21 protein-coding genes and 2 pseudogenes are annotated in these 26,607 nt (G+C 65.7%); 13 read left to right on the forward strand and 10 right to left on the reverse strand.

Annotated elements, in window-relative coordinates; genetic code table 11:
- The first annotated feature begins 140 nt into the window (after positions 1-140).
- The gene (locus KYT87_RS17510; RefSeq protein WP_255594185.1) at positions 141-842 is read left to right on the forward strand and encodes a TetR/AcrR family transcriptional regulator; all 702 of its coding nucleotides are present in this window, start codon (positions 141-143) and stop codon (positions 840-842) included.
- Positions 843-954: 112 nt separating this feature from the next.
- Complete coding sequence (locus KYT87_RS17515) at positions 955-2,616, forward strand: S-layer protein (RefSeq protein WP_219990461.1); 1,662 nt, start codon at positions 955-957, stop codon at positions 2,614-2,616.
- Between the two features lie 73 nt (positions 2,617-2,689).
- Here KYT87_RS17515 and clpB read toward each other — a convergent pair whose 3' ends face one another.
- Positions 2,690-5,296: an ATP-dependent chaperone ClpB gene (gene clpB, locus KYT87_RS17520; protein ID WP_046804749.1), complete on the reverse strand. Its 2,607-nt coding sequence runs from the start codon at positions 5,294-5,296 to the stop codon at positions 2,690-2,692.
- Between the two features lie 136 nt (positions 5,297-5,432).
- On the opposite strand from clpB, the gene KYT87_RS17525 reads away from it, so the two are divergent.
- The 8 genes and pseudogenes from KYT87_RS17525 (at position 5,433) to KYT87_RS17560 (ending at position 11,669) form a co-directional block, all read left to right on the forward strand.
- On the forward strand, positions 5,433-5,870 hold the full coding sequence (locus KYT87_RS17525; RefSeq protein ID WP_120156270.1) for a gamma-glutamylcyclotransferase: 438 nt from the start codon (positions 5,433-5,435) through the stop codon (positions 5,868-5,870).
- Positions 5,871-5,969: 99 nt separating this feature from the next.
- The gene (locus KYT87_RS17530; protein ID WP_046804751.1) at positions 5,970-6,698 is read left to right on the forward strand and encodes a helix-turn-helix domain-containing protein; all 729 of its coding nucleotides are present in this window, start codon (positions 5,970-5,972) and stop codon (positions 6,696-6,698) included.
- Positions 6,699-6,712: 14 nt separating this feature from the next.
- Complete coding sequence (locus KYT87_RS17535) at positions 6,713-7,951, forward strand: hypothetical protein (protein WP_255593245.1); 1,239 nt, start codon at positions 6,713-6,715, stop codon at positions 7,949-7,951.
- 287 nt (positions 7,952-8,238) lie between these two features.
- Positions 8,239-9,549: an MFS transporter gene (locus KYT87_RS17540; RefSeq protein WP_046804752.1), complete on the forward strand. Its 1,311-nt coding sequence runs from the start codon at positions 8,239-8,241 to the stop codon at positions 9,547-9,549.
- A 66-nt stretch (positions 9,550-9,615) separates the two neighbouring features.
- Positions 9,616-9,801: pseudogene (locus KYT87_RS30055) on the forward strand (ArsR/SmtB family transcription factor); the annotation flags it as partial.
- A gap of 152 nt (positions 9,802-9,953) precedes the next feature.
- Entirely contained in the window at positions 9,954-10,484 is a 531-nt protein-coding gene (locus tag KYT87_RS17550) for an SRPBCC domain-containing protein (protein ID WP_370638716.1), read from the forward strand.
- 50 nt (positions 10,485-10,534) lie between these two features.
- On the forward strand, positions 10,535-11,233 hold the full coding sequence (locus tag KYT87_RS17555) for a thioredoxin family protein (RefSeq protein WP_219990463.1): 699 nt from the start codon (positions 10,535-10,537) through the stop codon (positions 11,231-11,233).
- 52 nt (positions 11,234-11,285) lie between these two features.
- Positions 11,286-11,669 carry a hypothetical protein gene (locus tag KYT87_RS17560; protein ID WP_219990464.1) on the forward strand — a complete coding sequence of 128 codons (384 nt, stop codon included), beginning with the start codon at positions 11,286-11,288 and terminating at the stop codon, positions 11,667-11,669.
- Between the two features lie 236 nt (positions 11,670-11,905).
- On the opposite strand, the gene KYT87_RS17565 is transcribed toward KYT87_RS17560, so the two are convergent.
- The 3 genes from KYT87_RS17565 to KYT87_RS17575 form a co-directional block, all read right to left on the reverse strand.
- Positions 11,906-12,238, reverse strand: coding sequence for a 2Fe-2S iron-sulfur cluster-binding protein (locus KYT87_RS17565; protein ID WP_219990465.1), 333 nt, complete (start codon positions 12,236-12,238; stop codon positions 11,906-11,908).
- 22 nt (positions 12,239-12,260) lie between these two features.
- Positions 12,261-12,857, reverse strand: coding sequence for an NUDIX domain-containing protein (locus tag KYT87_RS17570; RefSeq protein WP_104144388.1), 597 nt, complete (start codon positions 12,855-12,857; stop codon positions 12,261-12,263).
- Positions 12,858-13,046: 189 nt separating this feature from the next.
- Positions 13,047-14,300, reverse strand: a complete 1,254-nt coding sequence (locus KYT87_RS17575; RefSeq protein WP_046804759.1) for an Hsp70 family protein — start codon at positions 14,298-14,300, stop codon at positions 13,047-13,049.
- A gap of 398 nt (positions 14,301-14,698) precedes the next feature.
- On the opposite strand from KYT87_RS17575, the pseudogene KYT87_RS17580 reads away from it, so the two are divergent.
- Positions 14,699-14,953, forward strand: a pseudogene (locus KYT87_RS17580) (porin); the annotation flags it as partial.
- Positions 14,954-15,094: 141 nt separating this feature from the next.
- Here the strand turns inward: KYT87_RS17580 and KYT87_RS17585 are convergent.
- The 3 genes from KYT87_RS17585 to KYT87_RS17595 all read right to left on the reverse strand — a co-directional run bounded on the left by KYT87_RS17585 (position 15,095) and on the right by KYT87_RS17595 (position 17,159).
- A complete protein-coding gene (locus KYT87_RS17585; RefSeq protein ID WP_219990466.1) occupies positions 15,095-15,289 on the reverse strand; it encodes a hypothetical protein in 195 nt (64 codons plus the stop codon).
- 189 nt (positions 15,290-15,478) lie between these two features.
- A complete protein-coding gene (locus KYT87_RS17590; RefSeq protein WP_255593247.1) occupies positions 15,479-16,450 on the reverse strand; it encodes a DUF4105 domain-containing protein in 972 nt (323 codons plus the stop codon).
- 25 nt (positions 16,451-16,475) lie between these two features.
- Positions 16,476-17,159 (reverse strand): MarC family NAAT transporter, encoded by a 684-nt coding sequence (locus KYT87_RS17595; RefSeq protein WP_046804762.1) that lies wholly within the window; start codon positions 17,157-17,159, stop codon positions 16,476-16,478.
- Positions 17,160-17,569: 410 nt separating this feature from the next.
- Between KYT87_RS17595 and hutG the strand changes: the two genes are divergently transcribed.
- Complete coding sequence (hutG, locus tag KYT87_RS17600; RefSeq protein ID WP_219990468.1) at positions 17,570-18,373, forward strand: N-formylglutamate deformylase; 804 nt, start codon at positions 17,570-17,572, stop codon at positions 18,371-18,373.
- A 138-nt stretch (positions 18,374-18,511) separates the two neighbouring features.
- Here the strand turns inward: hutG and KYT87_RS17605 are convergent, their stop codons facing one another.
- Both KYT87_RS17605 and KYT87_RS17610 read right to left on the reverse strand, forming a co-directional pair.
- On the reverse strand, positions 18,512-19,033 hold the full coding sequence (locus KYT87_RS17605; protein WP_219990469.1) for a DUF4952 domain-containing protein: 522 nt from the start codon (positions 19,031-19,033) through the stop codon (positions 18,512-18,514).
- Between the two features lie 95 nt (positions 19,034-19,128).
- Entirely contained in the window at positions 19,129-20,133 is a 1,005-nt protein-coding gene (locus tag KYT87_RS17610) for a LysR substrate-binding domain-containing protein (RefSeq protein ID WP_255593249.1), read from the reverse strand.
- A 93-nt stretch (positions 20,134-20,226) separates the two neighbouring features.
- Between KYT87_RS17610 and KYT87_RS17615 the strand changes: the two genes are divergently transcribed.
- Positions 20,227-23,982 carry an ABC transporter ATP-binding protein gene (locus KYT87_RS17615; RefSeq protein ID WP_219990470.1) on the forward strand — a complete coding sequence of 1,252 codons (3,756 nt, stop codon included), beginning with the start codon at positions 20,227-20,229 and terminating at the stop codon, positions 23,980-23,982.
- Here KYT87_RS17615 and KYT87_RS17620 read toward each other — a convergent pair.
- Positions 23,954-26,605 (reverse strand): penicillin G acylase, encoded by a 2,652-nt coding sequence (locus tag KYT87_RS17620; RefSeq protein ID WP_219990471.1) that lies wholly within the window; start codon positions 26,603-26,605, stop codon positions 23,954-23,956. The two genes, KYT87_RS17615 and KYT87_RS17620, sit on opposite strands and share 29 nt — an antisense overlap.
- Between the last annotated feature and the right edge of the window lie 2 nt (positions 26,606-26,607).

Below are 26,607 nucleotides of genomic sequence, written 5' to 3' on the forward strand. Positions count from 1 at the left end.
GGTGCGCGCCTCGATATGTGAGGCCCTGAAGGCCTGTGTAGAATCAAGAAATGAGACGAAAGAATCATACTGAGACGCCTGTCTCACGTCAAACTCCCGCCGTCCCGGCCAGCCGTTCGGCCACGAGCGGCACGGCGCGGCTGATCGCGCCCGCCAGCCGTCAGGCCGAGGCCAGCGGCGAACCGCCGCACGGGCCGCGCGCCCGCATGCGCAAGACCTTGCTGGACGCAGCGCAACAGCTGATGGCCCAGGGCATCACCCCGTCGGTAGCGGAATTGGCGGAACACGCCAAGGTGTCGCGCGCGACCGCGTACCGCTACTTTCCCAGCCAAAGCGCGCTGATCGCGGCCGTGGTGGACGAAAGCCTGGGCCCCATCCTGGCCTGGGATTCCGACTCGTCCGACGCAGCCGCCCGTGTCGACGAACTGCTGCGCTTTGCCTACCCGCGGCTGGCGTCCCACGAAGCGCCGCTGCGCGCGGCCATCATGGTGTCGCTACAGCAGCATGCGCAAGCCAGCGCCGGCAAGGACGCCGCCGAGCCCCGACTGGTGCGCGGCCATCGCGTCGACATCCTCAAGCGCGCCATCGCGCCGCTGGCGCAGACATTGACGGCCGCGCAACGGGACCGCGTGGCGCAAGCGCTGTCGCTGGTGTATGGCACCGAAGTGTTCCTGGTGTTGAAAGACATCTGGCAACTGGACCTGCCCGCCGTCACGGACGTGGTGCGCTGGACGGCCAACGCCATCATCACGCAGGCGCTCGCCGAAGCGGGCACCGGCGCGGGCACCGGCGCCGGCGCGGGCGCGGGCAAGGCCAAGGGCGGCAGCACGCGCAAGCGTTAAGCACCCGCGTCGTATCGCGGCGGCCTGCTGTCATGCCCGCGTCACTCGTCGTGGGCATAGTTCGGCGTTTTGCGGCCCGCCGTTGCGGGTCGCCAGACGTTGGAGTGTGTCCATGCAGTTCGAAGTATCCCGCGTGCGGCGGGCCGTCTTGCCCCTGTCGCTGGCTTGCGTCACCTTGTTGAGCGCTTGCGGTGGCAGCGACGACGACGATGAACCCGTCGCGCCCCCCACCCCGCCTGTGGTGACCGAGCCGGCCCCGCCGGTCGAGCCCACCAAGCCCGTCGAAACCGGCGCCTGGACCACGGGCGACCTGCACGTGCACACCTATCAGTCCGACGACGCGCAGGTCAGCCTGGAAAGCGCGCTGGACCAGGCCTTTGACCGCTACAAGCTGGACTGGGTGGCCATTTCAAACCACCTGCGGCTCTCGGGACGCGATCATACCGGCACTACGCTGGCAGGCGGCGCCATCCCGTTTTCCACCGGCATGGCGCAGTATGAAGTGCCGTTCATCAAGACCGCGCAGGCCGCCGGGCGCTATGCCGACAAGATCATCTTCTCGTCGTTCGAATGGGACATGCCGACGCATGACCACGTGAACATCGGCATCGGCACCGACGACCCGCTGTCGGACAAGTCGCTGCAAGCCGTGGCCGAATTCGAATACCTGTTCACCAACCGCGCCCCTGCCCTGTTCGACCCCTTGCTGGCGTCGCGCCTGGCGGGCCAGACGCGCGCCTACACCACGCATGCCGATTCGCTGGCGGCGTTGGCGTGGCTGCGCGACAAGCACCCCGACAGCTACATGCTGCTGAACCACCCGTCGCGTTACGCGGGCAAGTACACCGCCGCGCAGCTGCGCGAAATGAACGACCTGGCGCCCGGCATCTTCTTCGCCATCGAAGGCATGGTCGGCAACCAGATGGAACCGGATCGCGGCGGCTACGCCACGGCCTACACCAACGCGTTCCTGCCCAACCGCACGTACGGCGGCGTGGACTATCTGGTGGCGCACCTGGGCGGCACGTGGGACGCGCTGCTGGGCGAAGGCCGACGCATCTGGACGGTGGCCGATTCCGACTTCCACTTCCGCACCGCCTCAGGGCTGTACAGCTCGGGCTACGCGCCGGGCGAATACGCCAAGACGCATGTGTGGAAGGACGGCGACGACATGAAGGCGGTGGTGGCCGGCTTGAAAAGCGGCCGGGTCTTCGGCGTGTTCGGCGACCTGATCGATGCGCTGGACTTCCAGGCGCAAGGCGCGGCCGGCGTCGTGCACATGGGCGGCGAACTGCAAGCCACGAAGGGCGAAAAGGTGGAAGTCACCATCCGCTTTCGCAGCCCGGACAGCAACCATTACGAATACCCGATCGAAAGCGGCAACCCCACCTACGTCAAGCCCACCGTCAATCACGTGGACCTGATCGTGGGCGACGTCGGGGCACGCGCCGCCGTCGGCACCCCGGGATATGACGCCGACACCAACCCGTCCACCCGTGTGCTGGCCCGCTACACACGCGCCGACTGGACGGTGGACGCCGACGGCTACAACGTCATCAAGACCACGATCACGGCAGACAAGAGCCAGTACCTGCGTTTGCGCGGCACCAATCTTGGCGTTGACGTTACCGGCGAGACGGCGGCCGGTGAACCGCTGCCCGACGCCAAGGTGGACCTGGCCGACAACGTCGCGCGCTTTAACGCGATCAACGCGCGCAACTACAACGATTTGTGGTTCTATTCGAACCCGGTGTTCGTGACGGTTGCGCAGTAAGTCCTGCACAGAGCGTAAAAAAAGCCTGGCATTTTTCAATGCCAGGCTTTTTGTTTACCGCAACGCTACCGGTTTACTGCAACGTGCGGGTGAACACGAATTCCCCGTCGCGCCAATCCACCGGCACGACATCGCGCGGCCCGAACTTGCCTTCCAGGATCAGGCGCGCGACCGGGTTTTCGATCTGCTGCTGGATGGCACGCTTCAAGGGGCGTGCGCCAAACACCGGATCGAAGCCGGAACGCGCCAGTTCCGCCAGCGCGGCCTCGGTGACTTCCAGCCGCATCTCCTGCTTTTCCAGCCGGGCGCCAAGGCGGCGCAACTGGATCCGGGCGATGGACTCGATGTGCTGCGCTTCCAGCCCATGGAACACCACCACTTCGTCGATACGGTTCAGGAACTCAGGACGCAGGGTCTGCTTGAGCTCGCCCCACACCACTTCCTTGACCACGTCGTACGGCTGGCCCGCCAGGCTCTGGATGTGGTGCGAACCCAGGTTGGACGTCATCACGATCACCGTGTTGCGGAAGTCCACCGTGCGGCCCTGGCCATCGGTCAGGCGACCGTCGTCCAGCACTTGCAGCAGCACGTTGAACACGTCCGGATGCGCCTTTTCGACTTCATCCAGCAGCACCACGCTGTACGGCTTGCGACGCACGGCTTCGGTCAGGTAGCCGCCCTCTTCGTAGCCCACATATCCGGGCGGCGCACCGATCAGCCGCGCCACCGAATGCTTCTCCATGAACTCGCTCATGTCGATGCGGATCAGGTGCTCTTCAGAGTCGAACATGAACTCGGCCAGCGCACGCGTCAGTTCGGTCTTGCCTACCCCGGTGGGGCCCAGGAACAGGAACGATCCATAAGGCCGAGCCGGGTCCGCCAAGCCCGCACGCGAACGGCGGATGGCGTCCGACACCAGGCGCACGGCCTCGTCCTGGCCGACCACGCGCTTGTGCAGGAATTCCTCCATGTGCAGCAGCTTTTCGCGTTCGCCCTGCATCATCTTGGACACCGGAATACCGGTGGCGCGCGAGACGACTTCGGCGATTTCTTCCGCCCCCACACGCGTGCGCAACAGACGCGGACGGCCATTGTCGCCCTCGGCGTTTTCCGCGGCCTGCGCGGCGCCCACTTCGGCGGCCTTCAGGCGCGATTCCAGGTCAGGCAGCTTGCCGTATTGCAGTTCGGCCAGCTTGTCGAATTGGCCCTTGCGCTGCAATTCCGCCATTTCGGCGCGCACGCTGTCGATCTCTTCCTTGATGGCCTGCGTGCCTTGCACGGCGGCCTTCTCGGCCTTCCAGATTTCCTCGAAGTCGTTGTATTCGCGTTGCAGCTTTTCCAGCTCGTCTTCGATGACCCCCAGGCGGCGCTTGGAGGCGTCGTCGGTTTCCTTCTTGACGGCTTCGCGCTCGATCTTCAGCTGGATGATGCGACGGTCAAGCTTGTCCATCACTTCCGGCTTGGAATCGATTTCCATGCGGATGCGCGCGCCGGCCTCGTCGATCAGGTCAATGGCCTTGTCGGGCAGGAAGCGGTCGGTGATGTAGCGGTGCGACAGCTCGGCGGCCGCGACGATGGCCGGGTCGGTGATTTCAACACCGTGGTGTATCTCGTAGCGCTCTTGCAGGCCGCGCAGGATGGCGATGGTGGATTCCACGTCGGGCTCGTCCACCAGCACCTTCTGGAAGCGGCGTTCAAGCGCGGCATCCTTTTCGATGTACTTGCGGTATTCGTCCAGTGTGGTCGCGCCAATGCAGTGCAGCTCGCCGCGTGCCAACGCGGGCTTGAGCATGTTGCCCGCGTCCATCGCGCCCTCGGCCTTGCCCGCGCCGACCATGGTGTGCAGCTCGTCGATGAAGACGATGTTGCTGCCGTCGTCCTGGCCCAATTCCTTGAGCACGGCCTTCAGGCGTTCTTCGAATTCGCCACGGAACTTGGCGCCGGCCAAAAGCGCCGCCAGGTCGAGCGACAGCACGCGCTTGCCGCGCAGGCTTTCGGGCACTTCGTCGTTGACGATGCGCTGCGCCAGGCCTTCGACGATGGCGGTCTTGCCCACGCCGGGTTCGCCGATCAGCACGGGGTTGTTCTTGGTGCGGCGTTGCAGGATCTGGATGGTGCGGCGGATTTCATCATCGCGGCCGATCACGGGATCCAGCTTGCCCTGGCGCGCGCGCTCGGTCAGGTCCAGGGTGTACTTGGACAGGGCTTCGCGGTTGGATTCGCCTTCGGCGCCGGACACGTTTTCGCCCCCGCGCACGGCGTCGATGGCGGCTTCCAGGGCTTTCTTCTGCAACCCCGCTTCGCGCAGGATGCGGCCGGCCTCGCCTTTGTCTTCGGCCAGCGCCAGCAGGAACAGCTCGCTGGCAATGTAGGTGTCGCCACGGCGCGCGGCTTCCTTGTCGGTGCGGGTCAGCACCGCGTTCAGGTCGCGGCCCACTTGCACGTTGTCGTCGCCCTGCACTTGCGGCAACGACTTCATCGCTGCTTCAAGCGCGGGGGTCAGGCGGTTGACCGCCACGCCCGCTCGCGCCAGCAGGCTGCCCGCGCCGCTGTCCGGGTCGGATAGCAGCGCCGACAGCACGTGCACGGGCTCGATATAGGGGTGGTCGTTGCGCGCGGCCAGACTTTGGGCGTCGGCCAGGGCTTGCTGGAACTTGGTGGTTAGTTTGTCGAATCGCATAATGGTCGTTTGGCTTGTTGGAGAGCCTGACCGATACGTGCCGGCTGGCTCGATACCCTGAATATGTGGCCGGATGACAAAATTTCAACACCCTGCCGCCCACTTCACTGCTTCGACGTGCGAGATAAACCGATTTATGAGCATATACGTTTTCGTCTACGGCACCCTACGCACGGGCGAAATCAATGATCTGGCGCAAGCCGCCGCCCGGCGCGGCCTGCCCGAGGCCCATTGGATAGGCCCGGCCACGGTGCCCGGCATGCTGGTCGACTTCGGCTCATGGCCCGGTCTGATCCCGGTGGATGACGGGCGGCGGGTGCGCGGCGACGTGTATCGGGTCGACCCGGCGCTGATCGCGCTGATGGACGAGATCGAAGAATACGTACCCGGGCAAGCCTGCTGTTTCGTGCGCCGGGAGACCATCGCGCGCCTGGATTCGCCCCTGAACGGCGCGCGGGACGTGCACTGCCAGTACTATCCCATTGATCCGTCGCTGCGAGCGTTGGCCGTGGACATCCCGGCCGACGACTGGATCGCCTATCGGCAATCGCGTCCGGCGACCAAGGGCACGTAAGACGCCCGTAGTAACAACCGACTACAATGCTTTTTGTCTTCACGCTTGTACACCCGTACGCGCCATTCCTGGCGCAACGGGCACTATAAAGGTCATCGTATGCAAAAACGGGTTCCCGTCGCCCCGGATGCCGCCCACTGTTCCACGTGTATGTTGGGCCACGTGTGTGTGCCCGTGGGCATGGCAGCCGCCGAAGTGGAAAAGCTGGACGAGCTGGTGCAAGAACGCGTACGCCTTGAGAAAGGCAAGATGCTGTACTCGCTGGACCACCCGCTTGATGCTGTCTATGGCGTGCGCTTTGGCAGCATCAAGACGCAGCTGGAAGACGCCACCGGCCAGATCCAGATCACCGGCTTTCACCTGCCGGGCGAAATCGTCGGCATGGACGGCATGCTTGAAGGCAAGCACGTGTCCGCCGCCGTCGCGTTGGAAGACTCCGAGGTTTGCGTCATCCGCCTGAACGAAGTGGATCGCGTGGCCGCGCACCTGCCCTCGCTGCAACAGCAGTTTCGCCGCCTGATGAGCCGCGAGATCACGCGGTCGCACCAGATGCTGGCCTCGTTGGGTTCGATGCGTTCCGAGCAGCGCCTGGCCGCCTTCCTGTTGAATCTGTCGCAACGCTATGCCTCGCTGGGCTATTCGTCGACGGAGTTCGTGCTGCGCATGAGCCGCGAAGAAATCGGCAACTTCCTGGGCTTGACCTTGGAAACCGTCAGCCGATTGTTCTCCCGATTCGCGCGCGAAGGCCTGATCAAGATCAACCAGCGCGAGGTCCGCATCCTGGACCTGCCCGCCCTGAAGCAACTGCTGGGCCACGAGGCCTGCTGAACGCCCGCCGCGCCATGCGACGCGCGCCTGCCCCTTCCGCTGCCCACGCCGCGCTCGCCAGCGTTCGTGCCGCCGTCGGCTCCACCACGCGCCCCGCCTCCTGGCGGGCGCTTGGGGTAGCGCTGGGCGTGTCGCTGGCCCTGGCTGCCTTGCTTGCGCCAAGGCTTGCCCCCGCGCAGACCCCCTTGCCCGACCCCTACGACTACGACGAAACGGTGCCCGCGCCCAAACGCGCCGCGCCCTTGCGTTGGCAGCCCGTTGAACTGGGCAAGCCGGGCCATCGCTACAAGATTCCCGTCTACGCCAACCGCAACCTGACCAAGGACGACCTGCGCGACATCAAGCAGGTGTTGATCGTGGTGCACGGCGTCAAGCGCGACGCCGACCGCTACTACGACACCGCCGCGCAGCTGCTGTCGCACAACCCCGACCGCGCCCGCGACACCTTGATTCTGGCGCCCCGGTTTTCGGGGTCGATCGACTCGGGCTTTGGCGGCATGGCCGCGTGGCGCAAATCCAGCTGGGAAGACGGCGAAGACAGCATCCAGGCCAGCGGCCGCCCCGCGCCGGTGGCCTCGTTCCAGGTGCTGGACGACCTGCTGCGCAGCCTGGACGACCGCAAGCGCCTGCCCGCCTTGGCAGGCATCGTGCTGGCCGGCCACTCCGCCGGTGCGCAGCTGGTGCAACGCTACGCCATCCTGAACAACGTTGACGGCGCGCTGCGGCGCGATGGCCTGGCGTTGCGCTACGTCATCGCCAACCCGTCGTCCTACCTGTACCTGACCAACGAGCGCCCCCGCGCCGACGGCAAGGGCTACGCGCCCTACGAACGCGGCATCTGCCCCACCTACAACCAGTACAAGTACGGCACCGACAAGCTGCCCGCCTACGCCCGCGAAACCGACGATACCCGGCTGTTCGTGCGCTACGCGGCGCGCGACGTCACCTATCTGTTGGGCGGCGCCGACAACAACCCCGAACACCGGCTGCTGGACAAGACCTGCGGCGCCGAAGCCCAGGGCGCCACGCGCCTGGCCCGTGGCACGGGCTATATCCAATACGAATATGTGCTGGCCGGGCGTGGCCCGAAACCCGTGCCTTTGCATCGCAGCAGCTTCGAGGTGGGCGGCGTCGGGCATGACAACAAGGGCATGTTCACATCGGTCTGCGGCGCCCAGGCGTTGCTGGGCAGCGACGCCCAGACGGACGATCGCGCCGCCGCGTGCGACATCATCAAGCCGCGCGGCAAATAGGCCGCAAACAGAGGCGGCCAACAGCCTCTATAGCGTGCCGGCCGCCGCGCTGCGCGATGCGTACCGATGCACGGCAATGGGGCGGAATGTGCCTTGGCCGCAAGCGGCATACCTGACCAAATCCTTAAAGAAGCGCCCTTGCCGACGCGTGCATTTCGCGGCGGCCAGGCGCAAGATATTGCCCATGCGTGTTCCATTTCGCGGCTGACCTTGCGATCTTGACGGGCGAGGACTAGGCGCGCTCGCGTGTCCGGCGACTCCCCGACAAGCTCACCTTGAGAACAGTCATGACGCAAACGTATCTGGCCATGCCCGACGCAAAACGCCGCATCAAGGCCATCTTCATCGGGTCTATGGGCAACTTGGTCGAGTGGTACGACTTCTACGCCTACACCGCCTTTGCGCTGTATTTCGCGCCCGCCTTTTTTCCTTCGCACGATCCCGTCGTCCAGCAGCTGAATGCGGCCACGCTGTTCGCGGCCGGCTTCATCGTGCGGCCATTGGGCGGTTGGCTGTTCGGCCACCTTGCAGACCGGCACGGGCGGCGCCTGTCGTTGATGGTATCGGTGGGGATGATGTGCGTGGGCTCGCTGATCATCGCGCTGACGCCCACCTACGCCACGATCGGCTTGGCCGCGCCCGCCCTGCTGGCGCTGGCACGCGTGGTCGAAGGCCTGAGCCTGGGCGGCGAGTATGGCGCCAGCGCTACCTACCTGACCGAAATTGCCGACCCCGAACATCGCGGCTTTTATTCCAGCTTCCAATACGTCACGCTGATCGGCGGCCAGCTTTGCGCCATCCTGGTATTGCTGCTGTTGCAGAACGTGTTCCTGACGCATGAAGAACTGGTGCAATGGGGTTGGCGCATTCCGTTCGTGATCGGCGCATTGCTGGCCATCGTGACGGCGCTGATGCGGCGCGACATGCCGGAAACCGATTCGTATAAAGCGGCGCAAGAGGCACAAAAAGCCAAGCCCAGAACGAGTTCGCTGCGCGGCCTGACAAAGTACCCGCGCGAGGTCGCCATCGTGGTTGGCCTGACAGCCGGCGGCACGGCTGCGTTCTACACGTTCACCACGTATATGCAGACCTTTGTTCGCCAGACGGCGGGCTTTACCGACATCACCACCACCTACATCATCGCCGGCTCGTTGATCTTTGCCTTGATCCTTCAGCCACTGTATGGCGCGCTGTCCGACAAGGTAGGCCGCAAGCCGCTGCTGATTTTCTTCGGCGTTGCGGGCGCGGCGCTGACCGTGCCCATTTTGATGACCCTGTCGCACACCCGGTCCCCTTTCATCGCGTTCCTGCTGATCTGCGGCGCCTGGGTTTTCACGGCGGGCTACACATCGATCAACGCCGTCGTGAAGGCGGAATTGTTTCCCACCAACATCCGCGCCACGGGCGTGGCCGTGCCCTACGCCATTACCGTGTCGATCTTCGGCGGCACGGCGCCGGCCATCGCGCTGTTCTTCAAGCAGCAAGGCCACGAGCAATGGTTCTACTACTACTTGGCGGGCGTGATTTTCGTGTCCCTGCTGGTGTATGCCACGATGCGAGACACCAAGCATCAATCCGCCATGCACCGCCACGATTGACGTCAGGGAAATTCCCAATCACCGCCGGCTTGACGCCGGCTTTTTTCCGGGCGGATACTTAACCTTATGGTTAACTTAATCGATGACACACTGGACAGCGTCTTTTCCGCCCTGGCCGACAGCACGCGGCGCCGGGTGCTGGCCGACCTGGAAAACGGCGCCGCGTCCATCAGCGAACTGGCGCGCCCGCACGCAATGTCTTTGCCCGCCTTCCTGAAGCACCTGCGGGTGCTGCAAGACGCGGGGCTGATCTCACGGGCCAAGGACGGGCGCGTGGTCAGCTGCACCTTGTCGCCCGAGCCGATGCGGGCCGCATCCGACTGGCTGGCGCGCTACGAGAAGTTCTGGACCGGGCAACTGGATTCACTGGCCCGATATCTGTATCACGACGAGGAGATCCACCCATGCCCACCGACCCCATCCCGAACAAGCCCGGCGACAACGCCGCAACTTCCGGCCGCGACCAACGCCGCAGCGCCGGCCGCGACGCCGACGCCAGCGCCCCGCTTGAACTCCGACTCACCCGACGCTTCACCGCGTCGGCCGAACGCCTCTGGCGCGCGTGGACCGACCCGCAAGCGCTAATGCAATGGTTCGGCCCCGCCGGCACGCAGCGCGTGTTGCAGGCCGACACCGACGTGCGCGTAGGCGGCGCCTATGAAGTGGGCTTTGTGACGGAAGACGGCCAGGCGCATTACGCCAGCGGCGTGTACCAGGAAGTCGAACCGCAGCGCCGCCTGGTGTTCACCTGGGCATGGCGCGACACGCCCGACGACACCTCATTGATCACCCTTGAATTCACCCCCGCGCAGGGCGGCACCGAACTGGCCTTCCTGCAAACCCCGTTTGTCGATCAGCCCACCCGAGACGGCCACGAAGCCGGCTGGGCGGGCGCCATGGATCGGCTGGCGGATCACCTGGCAAGCGCCGTCTGAGTTGCCTTGCCGCCCGCGGGCCGGACCGGCCCGCCATCAGGAGCCGCATCATGCAGACAAATCACGCCGTCGTATCACGCCCCGAATGGGAAGCCGCGCGCCTGGCGCTGCTGGCCCGCGAAAAAGCACTGACCCGCAACCAGGACGCGCTGGCCCGCGAACGCCTTGAGCTGCCCTGGGTACAGGTCCAGAAGCGCTACCAGTTTCAAGGCGAGCACGGGCCGGTGGGCCTGGCCGATCTGTTCGCCGGCAACAGCCAGTTGCTGGTCTACCACTTCATGTATGGGCCGGATTGGCAGGAAGGCTGCGTAGGTTGCTCGTTCCTGGTCGACCATCTGGAGGCGGCAATGATGCATCTGCGCCATCACGACGTGTCGGTAGTTGCCGTATCGCGCGCGCCGCTGGGCAAGCTGCAAGCGTTCAAGCAACGGATGGGCTGGCAGTTTCCATGGGTGTCGTCCGAAGGTTGCGACTTTAACTTCGACATGCAGGCCTCGGTGGCCCAGGCTGACGGCAGCGTGCAAGAGCGATCAGGCATCAGCGCGTTTTTCCGTGACCCGGACGGTGAGATTTTCCACACGTATTCAACGTTCGAACGCGGCGTGGAACGCCTGGCGGGCGCCTACAACTACCTGGAATTCGCGCCACTGGGCCGTAACGAATCCGGCCCGCACTTCAACCTGGGCGACTGGGTGCGCCACCATGACCGGTACGACAACGCCCCGTCGGCCTGCCACGCGTGCGGCTAGCGCGGCGCGGGCCGCTAGCAGGGCGCGGGCTGCTACGCGGGCAGCGCGCGCCATGACATGGCTATGGCTGGCTTGCGTGGCGGCCATGCTCATCGGGCTGGCCATCGACACGCGCCAGACGCCCGCCCCCTTGCTCGCCAGCGAATGCGGCGCGCCGGGCACCTGGTGGGAGTTGGCGTGGCGGCATGCCGTCCTGATGCCCGCCACCAGCGTCGCGATGGCACTGGCGGCGCTGGCACCCTGGCCCGGCGCGCCGTCGGCCGCGGCGCGCATGTTGTGCGCCGCGCTGATGGCTGCCGGCATGGTGGTCGGCGCACGGCTGGGCGTGGGGATGGCGCTAGCGGCAGGCGCCGCGCCGTTTGTCGGCTTGGTACTGGGCATGGCGGCAGGCATGGCGATGGCGGTTCTGCCTTTGGCCGCGCAGAGATGGGCTTAGGGCGTGCAGAGAGGGGCTTAGGGGGGTGCAGAGATGGGTTTAGGGCGCGCAGAGACGGGCTTAAGGCGCGCAGAGACGGGCTTAAGGCACGCAGAGACGGGCTTAAGGCGCGCAGAGACGGGCTTAAGGCGCGCAGAGACGGGCTTAGGGCACGCAGAGACGGGCTTAAGGCGCGCAGAGACGGACTTAGGGTGCGTATAGACGAGCTCAGGACGCTCGGGCTTCCTTGGCCGCCTTCAGCGCCGCGCCCCCGTCAACGGGCGCGCGACCGGCGCCGTAGGCGCAAGCGGCTCGGCAAGCGGGGCCTGGATCTCAAGCGCCGAGGTCGCGCGGGCCACGCATGGCAGGATCCAACCCTCTTCCTTTTCGTCCCGCGACAACCCGGGCCACTGGACCGCGTACGTCACCGAGCCATCCAGCATCAGGCACATGCAGGCCCGGCACGTGCCGTTGCGGCACGAACTGGGCAGCTTGATGCCGGCCGCCTGGGCCGCCAACAGCACCGAGCTGTCCGCCTCGGCATCGAAACGCAGGCCGGACGGCTGGATCAGGACAGGGAATGCGGCCATGGCGACTGGCTTGCCGTGACGGCTAGGCGGCGTTGTCTTGCCAGTCCAGCTTCCACGCGCCCGACAAGACGTTTTGCATCCACAACACACACGTCAAGGTCTTGGCGTCGGTGACTTCGCCACGGCTGCATGCAGCCAGAAGTTCGCTGGGTTCGGCGCTGATCACATCCAGGAATTCGTCCTGGTCCAGTTGCCTGTCGCCGGCGCGCAGGCCGCGCGCAAAAAAGATGTGGATGATCTCGGTGGAATAGGCAATCGCCAGATGCAACGCGCCGGCATGCGCCCACTGGTCGGCGGTATAGCCGGTTTCTTCAAGCAATTCGCGTTTGCCGCACACCAGCGGGTCTTCGCCGGGGTCGAGCTTGCCGGCGGGGAATTCGGTCATGACGCGACCGATCGGGTAGCGGAACTGGCGTTCAAGCAGAACCCGGCCGTCGTCAAGCAACGGAATCACCACGACAGCGCCCGGATGCACGATGTATTCGCGGGTGGCGGTGTGGCCGTTGGGCAGGCTGACGGTATCGCGGCGAACCTTCAAAAAGCTGCCTTCAAACGGCGCTTCGCTGGTCACCAGCGTTTCGACAAGATGCGTATCGCTAACAGAAGATGGGCGGGTCATGACGGCAACTGGGTCTGTTGAAACAAGCGGGCGGCGGGCCGCCCCGGGGCAAGCTTTGCAGCTTACCATCGCCGCCGGGCGCGACACATTAACGGGTCGCGCACGGGCTTGAACCCGCTCGTCTCAGGCGTCCAGGGCCGGACTGAAGCAAGGCCTCCGTGCCCCCGGCGTCCAGCAACGGCAAGAGGCTTAGTCGAACTTGCGCCTGGCGTCCAGCGCCAAGCCGGCGCCGATGCTGCCGAACAGGTCGCCTTCCACGCTGCGCGCGCCCGGCACCAGGGCCGACACGGTCTCGCGCAAGCGCGGCACCCGGCTGGAGCCGCCAGTAAAAAACACCGTGTCCACATCGGCCGTGGCCACGCCCGCGTCGCGCAGCAAGGCCCCAACGGTGATTTCCACCTTTTCAATCAGGCGGCTGACGCAGGCGTCAAACGAGGCCCGCGTCACGTCCACGCCCAAGTCCGGGGCCACGCGCGACAGATCAATGCGCGCGGCCGGATTTTCAGACAGCGCGATCTTGGCCTCTTCCACCTGCACCGCCACCCAGTGGCCGGCGCGCTGCTTCACCAGGTTCAACAGCAGGTCGATCTTGTCGCGGTCGCCGGCTTCGGCACGGATGTACGCAAAGTGCTCTGCCGCCTTGCGCGTGTAGGCCTGGTTGATGGTGTGCCAGCAGGCCAGGTTGCCGTATTGGGTCGACGGCACATCCTTGCCGCTACGCAACTGGCTGCCCAGCCCCAGCAAGGGCATCACGTGCGCCAGACTCAGTTGCTTGTCGAAATCCACCCCGCCGATATGCACGCCGCCGTACGCCAGGATATCTTCGCGCCGGTCCGCCTTGGCGGCGCGGCCCGGACCCAGGCGGATCAAGGAAAAGTCGGACGTACCGCCGCCGATGTCGATGACCAGCACCAGCTCTTCGCGGTCAATCTGCGATTCGTAGTCGAACGCGGCAGCCAGCGGCTCAAACTGGAATTCGATATCGGTGAACCCGACGCTGCGCGCGATCTCGCCCAGCGTATCCTGCGCGGTCTGGTCGGCGGTGGTGTTGTCATCAACAAAGAACACCGGCCGGCCCAGCACGGCGCGCGTAAAGTCCCGGCCGGCAGCCGTTTCGGCGCGCCGCTTCAGCTCGGCGATAAAGCGCGTCAGCAGCACGCGGAACGGAATGGAACGCCCCTGCACTTCCGTGGACCCGTCGATCAGCGAACTGCCCAGCAAGCTTTTCATCGAACGCATCAAGCGTCCGTCGTAACCCGCCAGATAATCGGAAATCGCCGCGCGGCCGTAGCTGACCTCGGCGTCTTCGTCATGGAAGAAAATGGCCGACGGCAAGGTGGTCTTGCCGTCTTCCAGGGCGAGAAGCGCGCGCTGATCGGGGCGGCTCCAGCCGACGGTGGAGTTAGACGTACCGAAGTCGACGCCGCATGCGGTGGAGATCATGGAGAATTCTGGGGCTGAAAGCAAAACGGCGGACAAGTGTACTCGCTTCGCCCGGGCGCAGCGGTCATGGTCCGTCCCTATCTTGGTCCATTCGAGTGCTGGGTGCCACCCGCGTCTGCCCACACCGCCCGCTGCGGTTGATCGCGCCTTCAAGCAGGAAACTGTTGTACGGCAGCAATAAAAGGTGAGTTTTTATATGTGTCTGGGGTAACCGAATATTTGAAAAATCCTAGCTTTGTCCAGGAAAGGCCGTCGAATATGGCCCTTATTTGTATATCTCGAACCATTACGTCGTTTTCGGTTTCATCTATCCGGACGGTCTTGCCTATTGTTGATGCCGGGGCTGCTTTCACGGCTCCGCGCAAGGCCAGGGTTTCACCAACGGCCGCTTCACGTGGGATGGGTTGCGCATCAACTCGTGCATGGTTGGTGTAAGCGCTCCGATCGGCGCTGCCAGCAACATCTTCGCTTCGTGGCAGCGCGCTGACCCGAACAAGAACTTGTACGCGATGGACATCTACAGCGTCGGCTACACCTACGACTTGTCTAAGCGCACGAACTTGTACGCCTTGGCTTCCTACGCCGACGGCGCCGCCTTTATCAATGGCAACAAGATCAGCACCGTGGGCGCTGGCATTCGCCACCGCTTCTAAGCGGGCTGCGGGCCGCCCAACTGAGCAGAGTCGGGCGGCTGCCTTTATTCACGCCATCCTTTAAAGGGTGGCGTTTTTTTTCGACTTCTGTGGCAGATCACATCGACGGCAACAAGCACCGGTGCGGCGCAAAGGAAGCGTTTAACCGTTCAATGTGGCTGCGGCGGGATGCTTGACGGCAGGAGCATGCGCGCGCGGGACAGGCGCAGCGGCGACAGAACGACGAACAGCTCGGCGCGTGGCAGCCCAGTCGTAAAGTGCCACGCCGGGCTGGCGCAGCAGGACCGCGCCAAGAAAGACCAAAACAACCGCCATGAACAGGGCCAGCCAAAACATCTGACGCCCTCCTTATAAGACGCTCCGGCACGGAAACCGGATGAAAAACTGCATGCAGAAAATAACACTCGGAAGCAAATGTACCGCACGAATCGTGAAGTAAGCGTGAAATGGGGGATGGAAAACACTGTTCCGTAACGCTGGGAAACATTTGACGGAAAAGTGATCGTTCCGGTTGCAGCCAGCGGCTCAGCGCCGAATCCGCCTCGAAAACGCCACCGGATTCTCCTCCGGCGTGGTCAGCGCCCCCACCGCCGCCCGCTTGCGCAGCGCGTCCAGCGGCACACTGGTGTCCAGGCCGCCCTGTTCGTACAGGTATTCGGGCAGGTAGCCCGACAGCAGCAGGCGGTAATCCAGTGGCAGGCCGGGCACGATGGCGTTGACCATGTGATAGACCAGCGTGGTGCAGTTGGCGGTGACCGTGTGATAGAAGCGCGGCGTGGTGGTCAGGGCGTTGGCCGTGTCCACGTAGGACAGGAACAGCCGGCGCATGGCGTCCGGGGGCATGTGGACCGGGTACAGGTAGACGTTTTCGCCACGCGGCCCGGCGCGGACATACAGGATGTCGCGTTCTTCGGCCGCCACGACGCTGAGTTCGAACTGCTTGAAGAAGCCGCCGATTTCCGAGAATTGCTCGCCGCGTTCTTTGCGGATTTCAACCGAGAAGACAACGTGGCGGCCGTCGGCGAAGCCGAAGGACACCAGCGTATGGGCAATGGCCGGGCCGTCCCAGTAGGACAGCGCCATGTCAACGGAGACGAGCTGGTCCAGATCGTATTGGCGCGTTTCCCAGCGGACGGTGTAGTCGTCGTCCGCGCGCCAGTCGAAATTACGGACGTTTTGCAGGGTGACGACGGAACCTTGCACGGACCCGCGCAACATGCGGGCCACGTCGTCGGCCCAGATGCGGTCGTTGGATGGCGCCAGCGTTTGCCACCAGGCGCACAGCAACGCCAGCCCGACTACGTAGGCCCAGCCCGCGCGCCGTCGCCACGGTGCTGCCCGCCACACGGCCACCATCGCCACCACGCAAAGCGCCGTCCATGCGACGCCCGCAGCGCCCTTGCCCCAGTTGCCGCCGGGCGCCTGATAGGCCAGCGCCAGGCATCCCCACAACGCCGACGCCGCCAACAGCAAGGTCAGCAGCACACGTCCCACCATGGCCGCCGCCCTGCGCACCGCCCTCTTAGCCACCGGCATGAACACCCACAATTTCCATGACGCCGTTGATGACGAATTGCACGCCCATGCACACCAGCAAAAAGCCCATGACGCGCGAAATGGCCTCAACGCCGCTTTGCCCGATCACGGCGACGATACGGCCCGCTGATCGCAGGCACACCCAGAACAACAGGCCCAGCAGCGCGAACACGATGACCGGCGTCACGGCAACGACCCACGGCGCGTATTGCGGCGTGATGGTTGCGTCCACCGAGGCCGCGCCGCTGATGATCATGGCGATGGTGCCGGGCCCCGCCGTGCCCGGCAAGGCCAGCGGCACGAAGGCGATGTTGGGCGTTTGCCGTGTCTGTGCGTCGGCAGCGGCTTCGGCGGCCAGCGTGCGCGGCTCAGCGGGCGGAAACAGCATGCTGAAGCCGATACTGACCACGATCAGCCCGCCCGCGATGCGCAATCCGGGAATCGAAATTCCAAAGGTATGCATGATCCACGCGCCGGCGTAGTAGGTGACCAGCATCACGCCCACCACGTAAAACGCCGCTTGCGTAACCTGGCGTTCGCGTTCCTTGTAGGGAATCTGCGCGCCCAGCGACAGCAGCAGCGTCATGGAAGTCAGCGGATTGGCCAACGGCAGCATCAGCGCCAGACCCAGGCTGATCAGCTTGCCCAGTTGGATCAGGTCATCAATCATGGAACTCCCGATAAAAGGACGCGCAATTCGCGACAGGCGCCTTGCCGGGCGCGACGGTTCAATCATGCAATGCCCGCTACCTTACACACTTCCGGCCGCGTTCGGCGCGATGCCGGGCGCGATGCCTGGCGCAACGCCGGGCGCAATGCCGGGCGCAATGGCAGCCCGCCTCACACCGATCTGCTTCACGACTTTCTGATTATCAACGTCTATTAAACTGCTGCAATTGTCGCGGTGGCGTGCGTTGCCCAGGATACAGGCGCTAAACAGGCGCGAAACACATGGGCTGAACACAGGCGCTGAACACAGGCGCAACGCAAGGGCGCCACACCAAAGCGCCCTGCATATAGGCGCCACGCCGCGGCCGACGCATTTGCCGCACCTTTATTTTGTGACCCCGGAGTTTTCCCTTGAGCGATCTTTTCCATTTCAGCCGTGGCACCGCCCCGCTGCTGATCTCCATTCCCCACCTTGGCAGCCAGATTCCCGACGCGCAGCGCCCGCAGATGACGCCGCTGGCCTTGCAGTCCGGCGACACCGACTGGCATCTGGACACGTTGTACCAATTTGCCCAGGCGCTGGGTGCGTCGGTGCTGGGCGCGCGTTATTCGCGCTACGTGGTGGACCTGAACCGCCCGCCCAACGATGAAAGCCTGTATCCCGGCCAGACCAAAACCGGCCTGTGCCCGACGCAGACCTTTCGCGGCGAAGCGCTGTACCAGAACGAAGGCGTGCTGACCGACGCCGAACGCGCACACCGCCTGCAAGCCTATTGGCAGCCGTATCACGCCCAGCTGCGCAGCGAGCTGGATCGCATCAAGGCCGAGCACGGCACCGTGCTGCTGTGGGAAGCGCATTCCATCGCCAGCGTGCTGCCGCGCCTGTTCGAAGGCAAGCTGCCGGACCTGAACATCGGCACGTCCGACGGCGCGGCCTGCGCGCCCGACATCCTGGCCGCCGTGCAGGCGCAACTGGACACTTGCAAGGACTACACCTGGGCGGTGAACGGCCGCTTCAAGGGCGGGTACATCACGCGCCACTACGGTTCGCCGGCCGACAACGTGCATGCCATTCAACTGGAAATGTGCCAGTCCACCTACATGGACGAAACGTACCCCTACGGCTACCGCCCGGATCTGGCCGACAAGGTCATCCCGGTGGTGCAGGCGATGGTCGGCGCTGCGCTCAAGCAGACGACGGCGCGTCGGGGATGAGCCCCAAGAGCCCTACTACCTAAAGCAGCGCAATCAGCCCCGGCCCGCGCGCCTGGCCGGCGTGCGCAGCCGGCCCATCCCATGCACGGGATGTGGCGCCGCGGGGTGCGCGCGCCTGACGCCGACGTCGGACCGGCGTTAGGGGCTTTTGCGGACGATGCCGACGCTGACGTTGAAGCTGGGAATCTGGTCCCACTGTGCGCGCGGCAAGCGTGGCGTTTCGACGCCCATGCCGATGTCGTAGGCGACGCCGCCGGGTCCCGCGCGCCAGGCGAACGAGGCCGGGCTGGCCCAGCCGCAGCAGACGTATTCCAGCGCGGGCATGCCGAATTCGTGCATCAGATAGGCTTCCAGTTTGACGGCGGATGAACCGCTGACGCGGTAGTTCGCCCGCATCGGCTGGATGTAGGAATCGTCGTCCTGCTCGCAGCCCAGGTATTCAAGATAGTCGGGCTTTCTGCCCAGGGTTTGCAGAAAGTCCTGGCACGGCGTGTCGGGCGGCGCGATGCCGGCAGCCCGGTCATCGGCTTCCCACCGTGCCAGCGTGGCCCCGGAAGCCCCCGCGGTCGATGCTGCGGCAGCCGGTGCTGCGGCAGCCGGCGCTGCGGCAGCCGCCACCCCAGCAGCCGTCACCCCCGCAGCCGTCATCCCCACAGCCATTGCCCCACCCGCCGCAACGCTCAGCCATAACCCCAGACACACGCCTGCCACAGCCGCACGACCCGGCCCGGTCCCATACCCAATCCATCTCATCGTCATGTCCTTGCGGCGTCCGCCACACCCCCCGCGCGCAAGCCGGGCGGAACACCATGATTCTGCGCGTCCACCTTGCCGCGCCCTTCCTCGGCCAGGAATTCCACCAGCGCGGGTAGCGATGCGTCCATGGGACGGTTCGCGTGCACGCGCATGACATAGCCCCACGACCCCGGCATCCGCAATTGCGGCACCAGCGGCACCAGCCGGCCACTGGCCAGGTCTTCGTCGATCAGCGGCGCGCGTCCCAAGGCGATGCCCACGCCCGCGGCGGCGGCGGCCACGACGGTGCTCAGCCCGCTTAGCACCATCGGTTCCTGCCAATCGGAATCAGCCAGCCCCAGGCGCGGGCTCCAGGTTCGCCAGTCTGTTTCCGGGCTATCGATGTGCTTTTCCTCCAGCCAGCGATGCCGCAGGAACACGCGCGGGTCGTTGCGGTCGGCTTCGGGGATCAGCGCCGGGCTGCACACGGGCACCACGGTTTCGGTCATCAGCGCGATGTCGCCGGCCTCGGCCACATGCGGGCCGCCGGTGCGCACGTGTAGAAAAGCCAGGTCGATATCCTGGCTTTTCCAGGCGGGATCCTGGCTGGCGTGCAGATAGACCTGCACGCCGATGTCCGGGTGCAGTTCGATGAAGCGGCCGATGCGCGGCGCTAGCCACAGCGCCGCCAGCGACGGGTTGGCCGACACGTTCAGCGTGTAGCGGCGCTTGCCTCGCGCCGTGGCGCGAACCTGGCGGCAGGCGGTGTCCAATAGGGTCAAGGCCTGTTGTACGGAAACCAGAAGCTCGCTGCCCGCCGGGGTGGTTTCAGCGCGGCGCACGGTGCCACCCCGTCGCAACAGCGGCACGCCCAGATCCGCCTCCAATGACCGCAGTTGATGGCTGACCGCGCTCTTGGTGACATGCAGTTCTGCGGCGGCGCGGCTCAGGCTGCCCAGGCGGGCAACGGCTTCAAAGGCGCGCAGGGCCGCCAGGGGTGGCGTGTGGCTGGGCTGATCGGGCATCGGTTGAGTTTATCTCAACCCATGATTGAAAAACACTCGCTATCGCGAAGCCGTCGGATCAGCGACCATGCTGGCTCTGGATGGAGCACTGATATGTATTTCGACTCTCGATTGTGGCGAATGACGGCGGGGTTGCGCGCCGGCATGGCGGGCGGCATTTTCCTGGGCCTGTTGGCGCTGGGCGCGGGCATTGCCCGTTATGTCTTCCTGGGCCAGCTGCTGGCCCGCGTGTTCAACGGCGCCCCTTGGCAAGACTGGATCACGCCCGCGCTGTGCGTGGGCGCGATGGTGCTGCTGCGCGCGCTGTTCGACCACTGGCGCACCGTGCAGGCCAACCACACATCGGCCCAGATCCAGCAAAGCCTGCGCGGCAAGCTGTATGACCGTATCGTTGCGCTCGGACCCGCGTGGTTTGCCAACCAGCGCACCGGCGGCGTCATGCTGACGGTGGTCGATGGCGTCGAGCAGCTGCAAACGTTTTTCGGCCAGTACCTGCCGCAAGTGGCCATCGCGGCCGTCGCACCCTTCGCGATCTTTGCGGTGATTGCATTCTGGGACGTGCCCACGGCGCTGGTGTTTCTGGCGGCGGCGCTGTTCGCCCTGTTCGGCCCCATGGCCGTGCACATGCTGGACCGGCGCGCCAGCCAGGCGCGCACCCGCGCGCTGAATGCGTTCGGCGAAGACTTCCTGGATGCGGTGCAAGGCCTGCCCACCTTGAAGTCCTATGGCCAGGGCAAGGCGTGGGGCCGGCGTTTGGCCGCGCGCGCCCGCAGCTTGTCCGACAACACGTTCTGGGTGTTGTCCGTCAGCTTGCTGACGCGCGGCATCAGCGATCTGGGCGTGGCGCTGGGCGCCGCGCTGGCGCTGACCCTGGGCGCGTGGCGCGTGGCCGCTGGCGACATGAGCGTGGAAGCGCTGCTGATCGTGCTGATGGCCGGCACCGAGATCTTCCGGCCGTTGCGTGACCTGCGCTCGGTCTTGCATCGCGGCATGCTGGGCCAATCCGCCGCCGTCAGCATCCATGCGCTGATGGATGCGCAACCGCTTACGCCCGTGCCTGTGTCCGTGTCGGCTTCCGTGTCGGCTTCCGTGCCCGCGTCCGTGGCCCGAGACGGTGCACAAGGTGGCCACGCTGTTGCCGCGCCGCCCACATCCGGCAAGCTGGCGCCCACCATCGAATTCGACAACGTGGCGTTTGCCTACACGCCCGAACGCCGCGCGCATCAGGGGCTGGCGTTCACCATCGCGGCCGGCGAACGGGTTGGCGTGGTCGGCCCAAGCGGCGCGGGCAAGTCCACCATCGTGCGCCTGCTGCTGCGCGAATGCGTGCCGCAGACGGGCGTTATCCGCGTCGGCGGGCACGACGTGAACACGCTGGACACGCAAACGCTGCTGTCGCAGATCGCGCTGGTCAGCCAGGACATCACGCTGTTTCACGGCACCATCGACGACAACCTGCGGCTGGGTCGGCCGGACGCCACGCATGAACAGGTGCGCGCCGCCGCCCGCGCCGCCAATATCGATGACTTCATCATGGCGCTGCCCGCCGGATATGCCACGCGCATCGGCGAGCGCGGCCTGCAATTGTCGGGCGGCCAGCGCCAGCGCGTGGCCATTGCCCGCGCCCTGCTGCGCGACGCGCCCATCCTGATCCTGGACGAAGCGCTGTCGTCGGTGGACACCGAAAACGAAGCGCTGATCCAACAGGCGCTGGACCGCCTGATGGCGGGCCGCACCACGCTGATCCTGGCGCATCGGCTGGCCAGCGTGATCGGGGCCGATCGCAACCTGGTGCTGGACCACGGGCGCATTGTCGAAGCCGGCCCACACGCGCAGTTGATGCAGCAGCGCGGGCTGTATTACCGGCTGATGCACGAACAGGCCGAAGCGCATGAGAATCCGTCGGCCGGGGTGGCGGTGGCATCGATCAACACGCCCCTCAACGCGCTGAACGACGCATCCATCAACGCACCCGCTGACGCCCCCGTCAACGCCACCCACACCCGCACAGCCGACGCCGCCAAATCCCTGCAAGACAACGACGACCGCGCCCAGGGCCCTGCCCTGCGCCCGCTGGACGCCGACGCCGAACAGGTCGGCTGGCGCGCCACGCTGGGCACCTTGTTGTCCGTGGTCCGGCCATGGCGTGGCACCTTGACCGCCACCATCTTGCTGGGCGTGGCGCGCGTGGCGGCCTTTATTGGCGTCGGCGTATTCAGCGCCCTGATCGTGGCCGCTATCCGCGATGGCCGCGATATTGGCGGCCTGGTCGCCGGCCTGCTGGTCTGCGCGCCGCTGGCCGCGCTGTTCCACTGGCTGGAGTCGTGGTTGGCGCATGCGATGGCGTATCAGTTGCTGGCCGACATGCGCGTCAAGCTTTTCGACAAGCTGGAACGACTGGCGCCCGCCTATCTGTTGCAGCGCCGTTCTGGCGACCTGGTAGCGCTGGCGACGCAGGACGTCGAAATGGTCGAGTACTTCTACGCGCACACCATCGCCCCGGCCATCGTGTCGGTGCTGGTGCCGCTGTCGGTGCTGGGCTTTTTGGCTGTCTACAGCTGGCCCGTGGCGCTGGCGCTGCTGCCCTTTCTGGCGTACGCGCTGGTCTCGCCCGTGCGCGGCCGCCGTCATGTGGACGCCCTGGGCGACAAGGCGCGCCAGGCCTTGGGCGAAATGAGCGCGCACGCCACGGACACCATCCAGGGGCTGGCCGACCTGACCGCGTTCCAGGCCACCGGCCGCCGCCGTGGAGAATTCCTGAAAGTGGCCGACGCCTACCGCGTCCGGCGCCTTGCCATCCTGCGCGACCTGTCCAAGCAGAACGCCTGGTTTGAAGTGGCGATGGGGCTGGGCGGCTTGGCGGTTGCGGTGGTGGGCGCGTTGCAGGTGTCGGCCGGCGCCTTGTCGGCCGGGATGCTGCCCCTGCTGGTGCTGATCGCCATGGCGACCTTCCTGCCCGTTTCCGAAATTTCGCAAGTCAGCCGCCAGTTGGCGGACACCATCGCGGCCACGCGCCGGCTGCATGTGGTCAGCAACGAACCCGAGCCCGTGACCGACGGACCGCTGGCGCCGCCCGTGGCCACGCACGGTCTGGCGCTGGCGTTTGAACACGTGACCTTCGCGTATCCGGGCAAAGAGGAAGACACGCTGAAGGACCTTAGCTTCAAGGTGCCGGCCGGCGCCACGGTCGCCATCGTGGGCGCATCGGGCGCGGGCAAAAGCACGGTGGCCAGCCTGTTGCTGCGCTTCTGGGACCCCCGCCTGGGCGCGGTCAAGCTGGACGGCATGGACGTGCGCCAACTGCAACTGGACGGTCTGCGCGACCGCGTGGCGCTGGTCACGCAGGACACGTATTTGTTTAACGACACGCTGGAGGCAAACATCCGGTTGGCGCGCCCCGAGGCCACGCCCGACGAGGTAGCGCGCGCGCTGGACCAGGCGGCGCTGACCGACTTCGTGAAGCAACTGCCCGACGGTCTGGCAACGCCCGTCGGCGAACGCGGCATGCAGTTATCCGGCGGCCAGCGCCAGCGCATCTCGATTGCGCGCGCCTTTTTGAAGAATGCGCCCGTGCTGATTCTGGACGAAGCGACCTCGCACCTGGACACCTTGTCCGAGCTACAGGTGCGAGGCGCGCTGGATGCGCTGATGCAGCACCGCACAACACTGGTCATTGCGCACCGCCTGTCCACCATTCGCAATGCCGACCTGATCCTGGTACTGGACCGGGGCACGCTGGCCGAGGCCGGCACGCACGACCAATTGCTTGCCAGGCAAGGGGCTTATGCGCGCCTGGCCAGCCACCAGGGCGGCTACGCGGTCAGTAGCGCAACGTCTCTACCGACTTAGCGTTGGCGCGCACTTCGGCGGGCGTGAACCAGACACGCTTGCTGCCGAAGTCCCGGTACATGTCGAACTGGTCGCGCGAGTGGACGGACGCTGTGCCGTCCGGGGCGACAAAGCCGCTTTGCCCCGGCGCCACCACATCCACCGCGCGCACGCCCTTGCCGTCGAACACCGTCATGTTGTTTTCAGTGCCCCGGTTCTGGGTGGACGGAAAGCTCAGCACCGCCTTGTCGTCCGCCTGCGGCACGCCCAGGAAGTTCTTGGGCGCAAACACCATCGGCGCGGCCGGAATGCGCCACGCGGCCGGGTCCTGGCCATAGGTCTTTTGCAAGGTGGCCAGGGCATCGTCCAGCGCGGCCAGCGTGACGGATTCGGGGCGCTTGCCGTTGAAGAAGTCGTAAGTCTGCGGCACGCCGGCATCGGGGCCGGCCAGCGCGTTGAACAACACCTTCACGCCCACCGTCAGGTTCAGCGAACCCACGGCCGGCGCGGCCGGTGTGGGATAGCCGGTGGCGCTGTACCACTTGAAGAAATCGGCCGGCATGTCGTCGGCCAAGGTCGCGCGCAGCATGGCGCGCAGCCACGCGTCCATCACCGCCGGGCCGACGTTGTCGTAGTAACCCGGCTGCTTATCGCTGGTGCCCATGCCGTCCCAGGCGGTCAGCCCTGCCACCAGTTTGGCGCGGGCATCATCGGCCGGCAGGCCCGCCACCGCGCGTTGCAGGAATGGCAGGAAATGGCGGCGGTTCACGTCGGCGTAGCTGGTGGTGCGGATCAGGTCCCACATCTGCTGCGCGCTGACCTTGCCGCCGTTGGCCGTCATGGCCTTCAGGCGCGTTTCGATTTCGGCGTAGCGGTCGGCCTGGCCCCACACGATGGCGAACAAGTCGGTGGACGGATAGCCGCGCATGGGCTGGTTGTTCCAGTTGCCGATGAAGCCTTGGCGCGGGTTGTAGACCTGCGGATTGGTGGCAAACGGCAGCATGCCGTCCCAGTCCATTTCGCCGGTGCCCGGCACGGGCAGGCGCGGGTCGTGGCCGGGTTTGCGCTTGGGATAAAAACCGGTGTGGGCGTAGCCGATATTGCCGCGATCGTCCGCGTAGTACCAGTTGATGGTCAGCGCGTGGCGCGCGGCCTGCTGCTTCCATTCGTCCCAGTTGCGCACCTGCGCCTTGTGCGTCCAGGCCATCAGCGATTGCAGCTCGTACCCTTCCCAGGCGCGCGCCTTGGCGTAGGCCACATGCTGCTTGTCGTCGAACTTGGTGACGATGCCGTGCACCGTGCGGTACACGTCCATCAGCACCGGCTGGCCGCCCTTGACCGGGATCAGCTCGGTGCGCTTTTCCATCGTCTTCCACTGGCCGTCATGGAAATAACGGGTGCGGTCGGCGGGGTCGAGCTTTTCGGCGTAGACGTCCACGTCGTCGCCAAAGCCGGCCGTCGAGCCCCAGGTGACATGGGCGTTGTGGCCGAACAGGATGCTGGGATAGGCGAACGGGGTGTTGCCCACCACGTCGAACCCGGCGCCGTGCAGGCCGATGCCGTAGGTGTAGGCGGGGTTCCACCAGCCGAATTGCGGGCCATTGAGCAAGATGGACCTGGCGTCCTTGGCGTGCTCGCGACCCACGATCCACATATTGCTGGTGGTGGGAAAGCCGGCGATGCCGGGTTGGCCTGATTCGGCGAACTGCGCCAGCATGCGGGCAGGTGCATCGGCGGCGGGGTCGGTGGCGTTGTCGGTGGGCGTATCGGACAGCACACCGCGCGTCTGCGGGTCGCGCGCCACGCGTTCGAGCATGGGCGGCGTGCCGTCGTAGCGCGGCAAGGCATACGACAGCTTGGCCGCTGCCGGCGCCGAGGCCGACGGGGCTCCCGGCCGATACACGCCCTCTTCTTCGGGCACGGTGGTAGGCGCGCGGCTATCGGTCATCCAGCGCAGCTGGTTGAAGATCTGCATCGCGCGCGCCTCGCCGTGCCTGTCCTTCAAGGCGGTCAGCAGGGCCAGGTTGTCGACCTCGCTGTTGGCATCCGAAAACCGGTTGGCCATGGTGCCCACGAACACCATGGCCACGTCATAGGCTGTCCAGTTGATCGGCTGAAATTGCAGGTCGTTGAATTCCTTGGGCATCAGCGTGTCGGGCTGGGCGCGCACGCGCGCGATCCACGCGTTCATGCCGGCGGCATAGCCGTCCAGAATCTGGCGTTCGGAATCGGGCAGCGCGGCCAGCTGGCGCTGGATGCGTTCGGGCGAAAAATTGCCGCGTATGGACTTGTCGAACGCCACCATTTTTTCGCCCAGCACTTCAGCGACCTGCCCCTGCGTGCTGCGGCGCGCCATCTCCATCTGGAACAAGCGGTCTTGCGCCACCGCGTAGCCGTAGCCATAGAACAGGCCGTAGACCGTGTCGGCGTACACGTGGGGCATGCCGTAGCCATCGCGGCGGATGGTGACGGCCTTGGATGCAGCCGGGGACGCCTGGCCGCCGGTGGCGGATACGGGCGCCGAGCCTTGCATGGCAGGCTGGGCGGAATTCGCGTTCCGGGATGTTTCCAAGGCCAGGGCCGGGGCCGCGCCCACGCTGGCGCAGGCCGCCAGGATGGCGGCCGACAACAAATGCTGCTTCATTG

It is taken from the genome of Achromobacter sp. ES-001 (assembly GCF_019448355.1).
GTDB classification, from domain to species: Bacteria; Pseudomonadota; Gammaproteobacteria; order Burkholderiales; family Burkholderiaceae_B; genus Achromobacter; species Achromobacter spanius_B.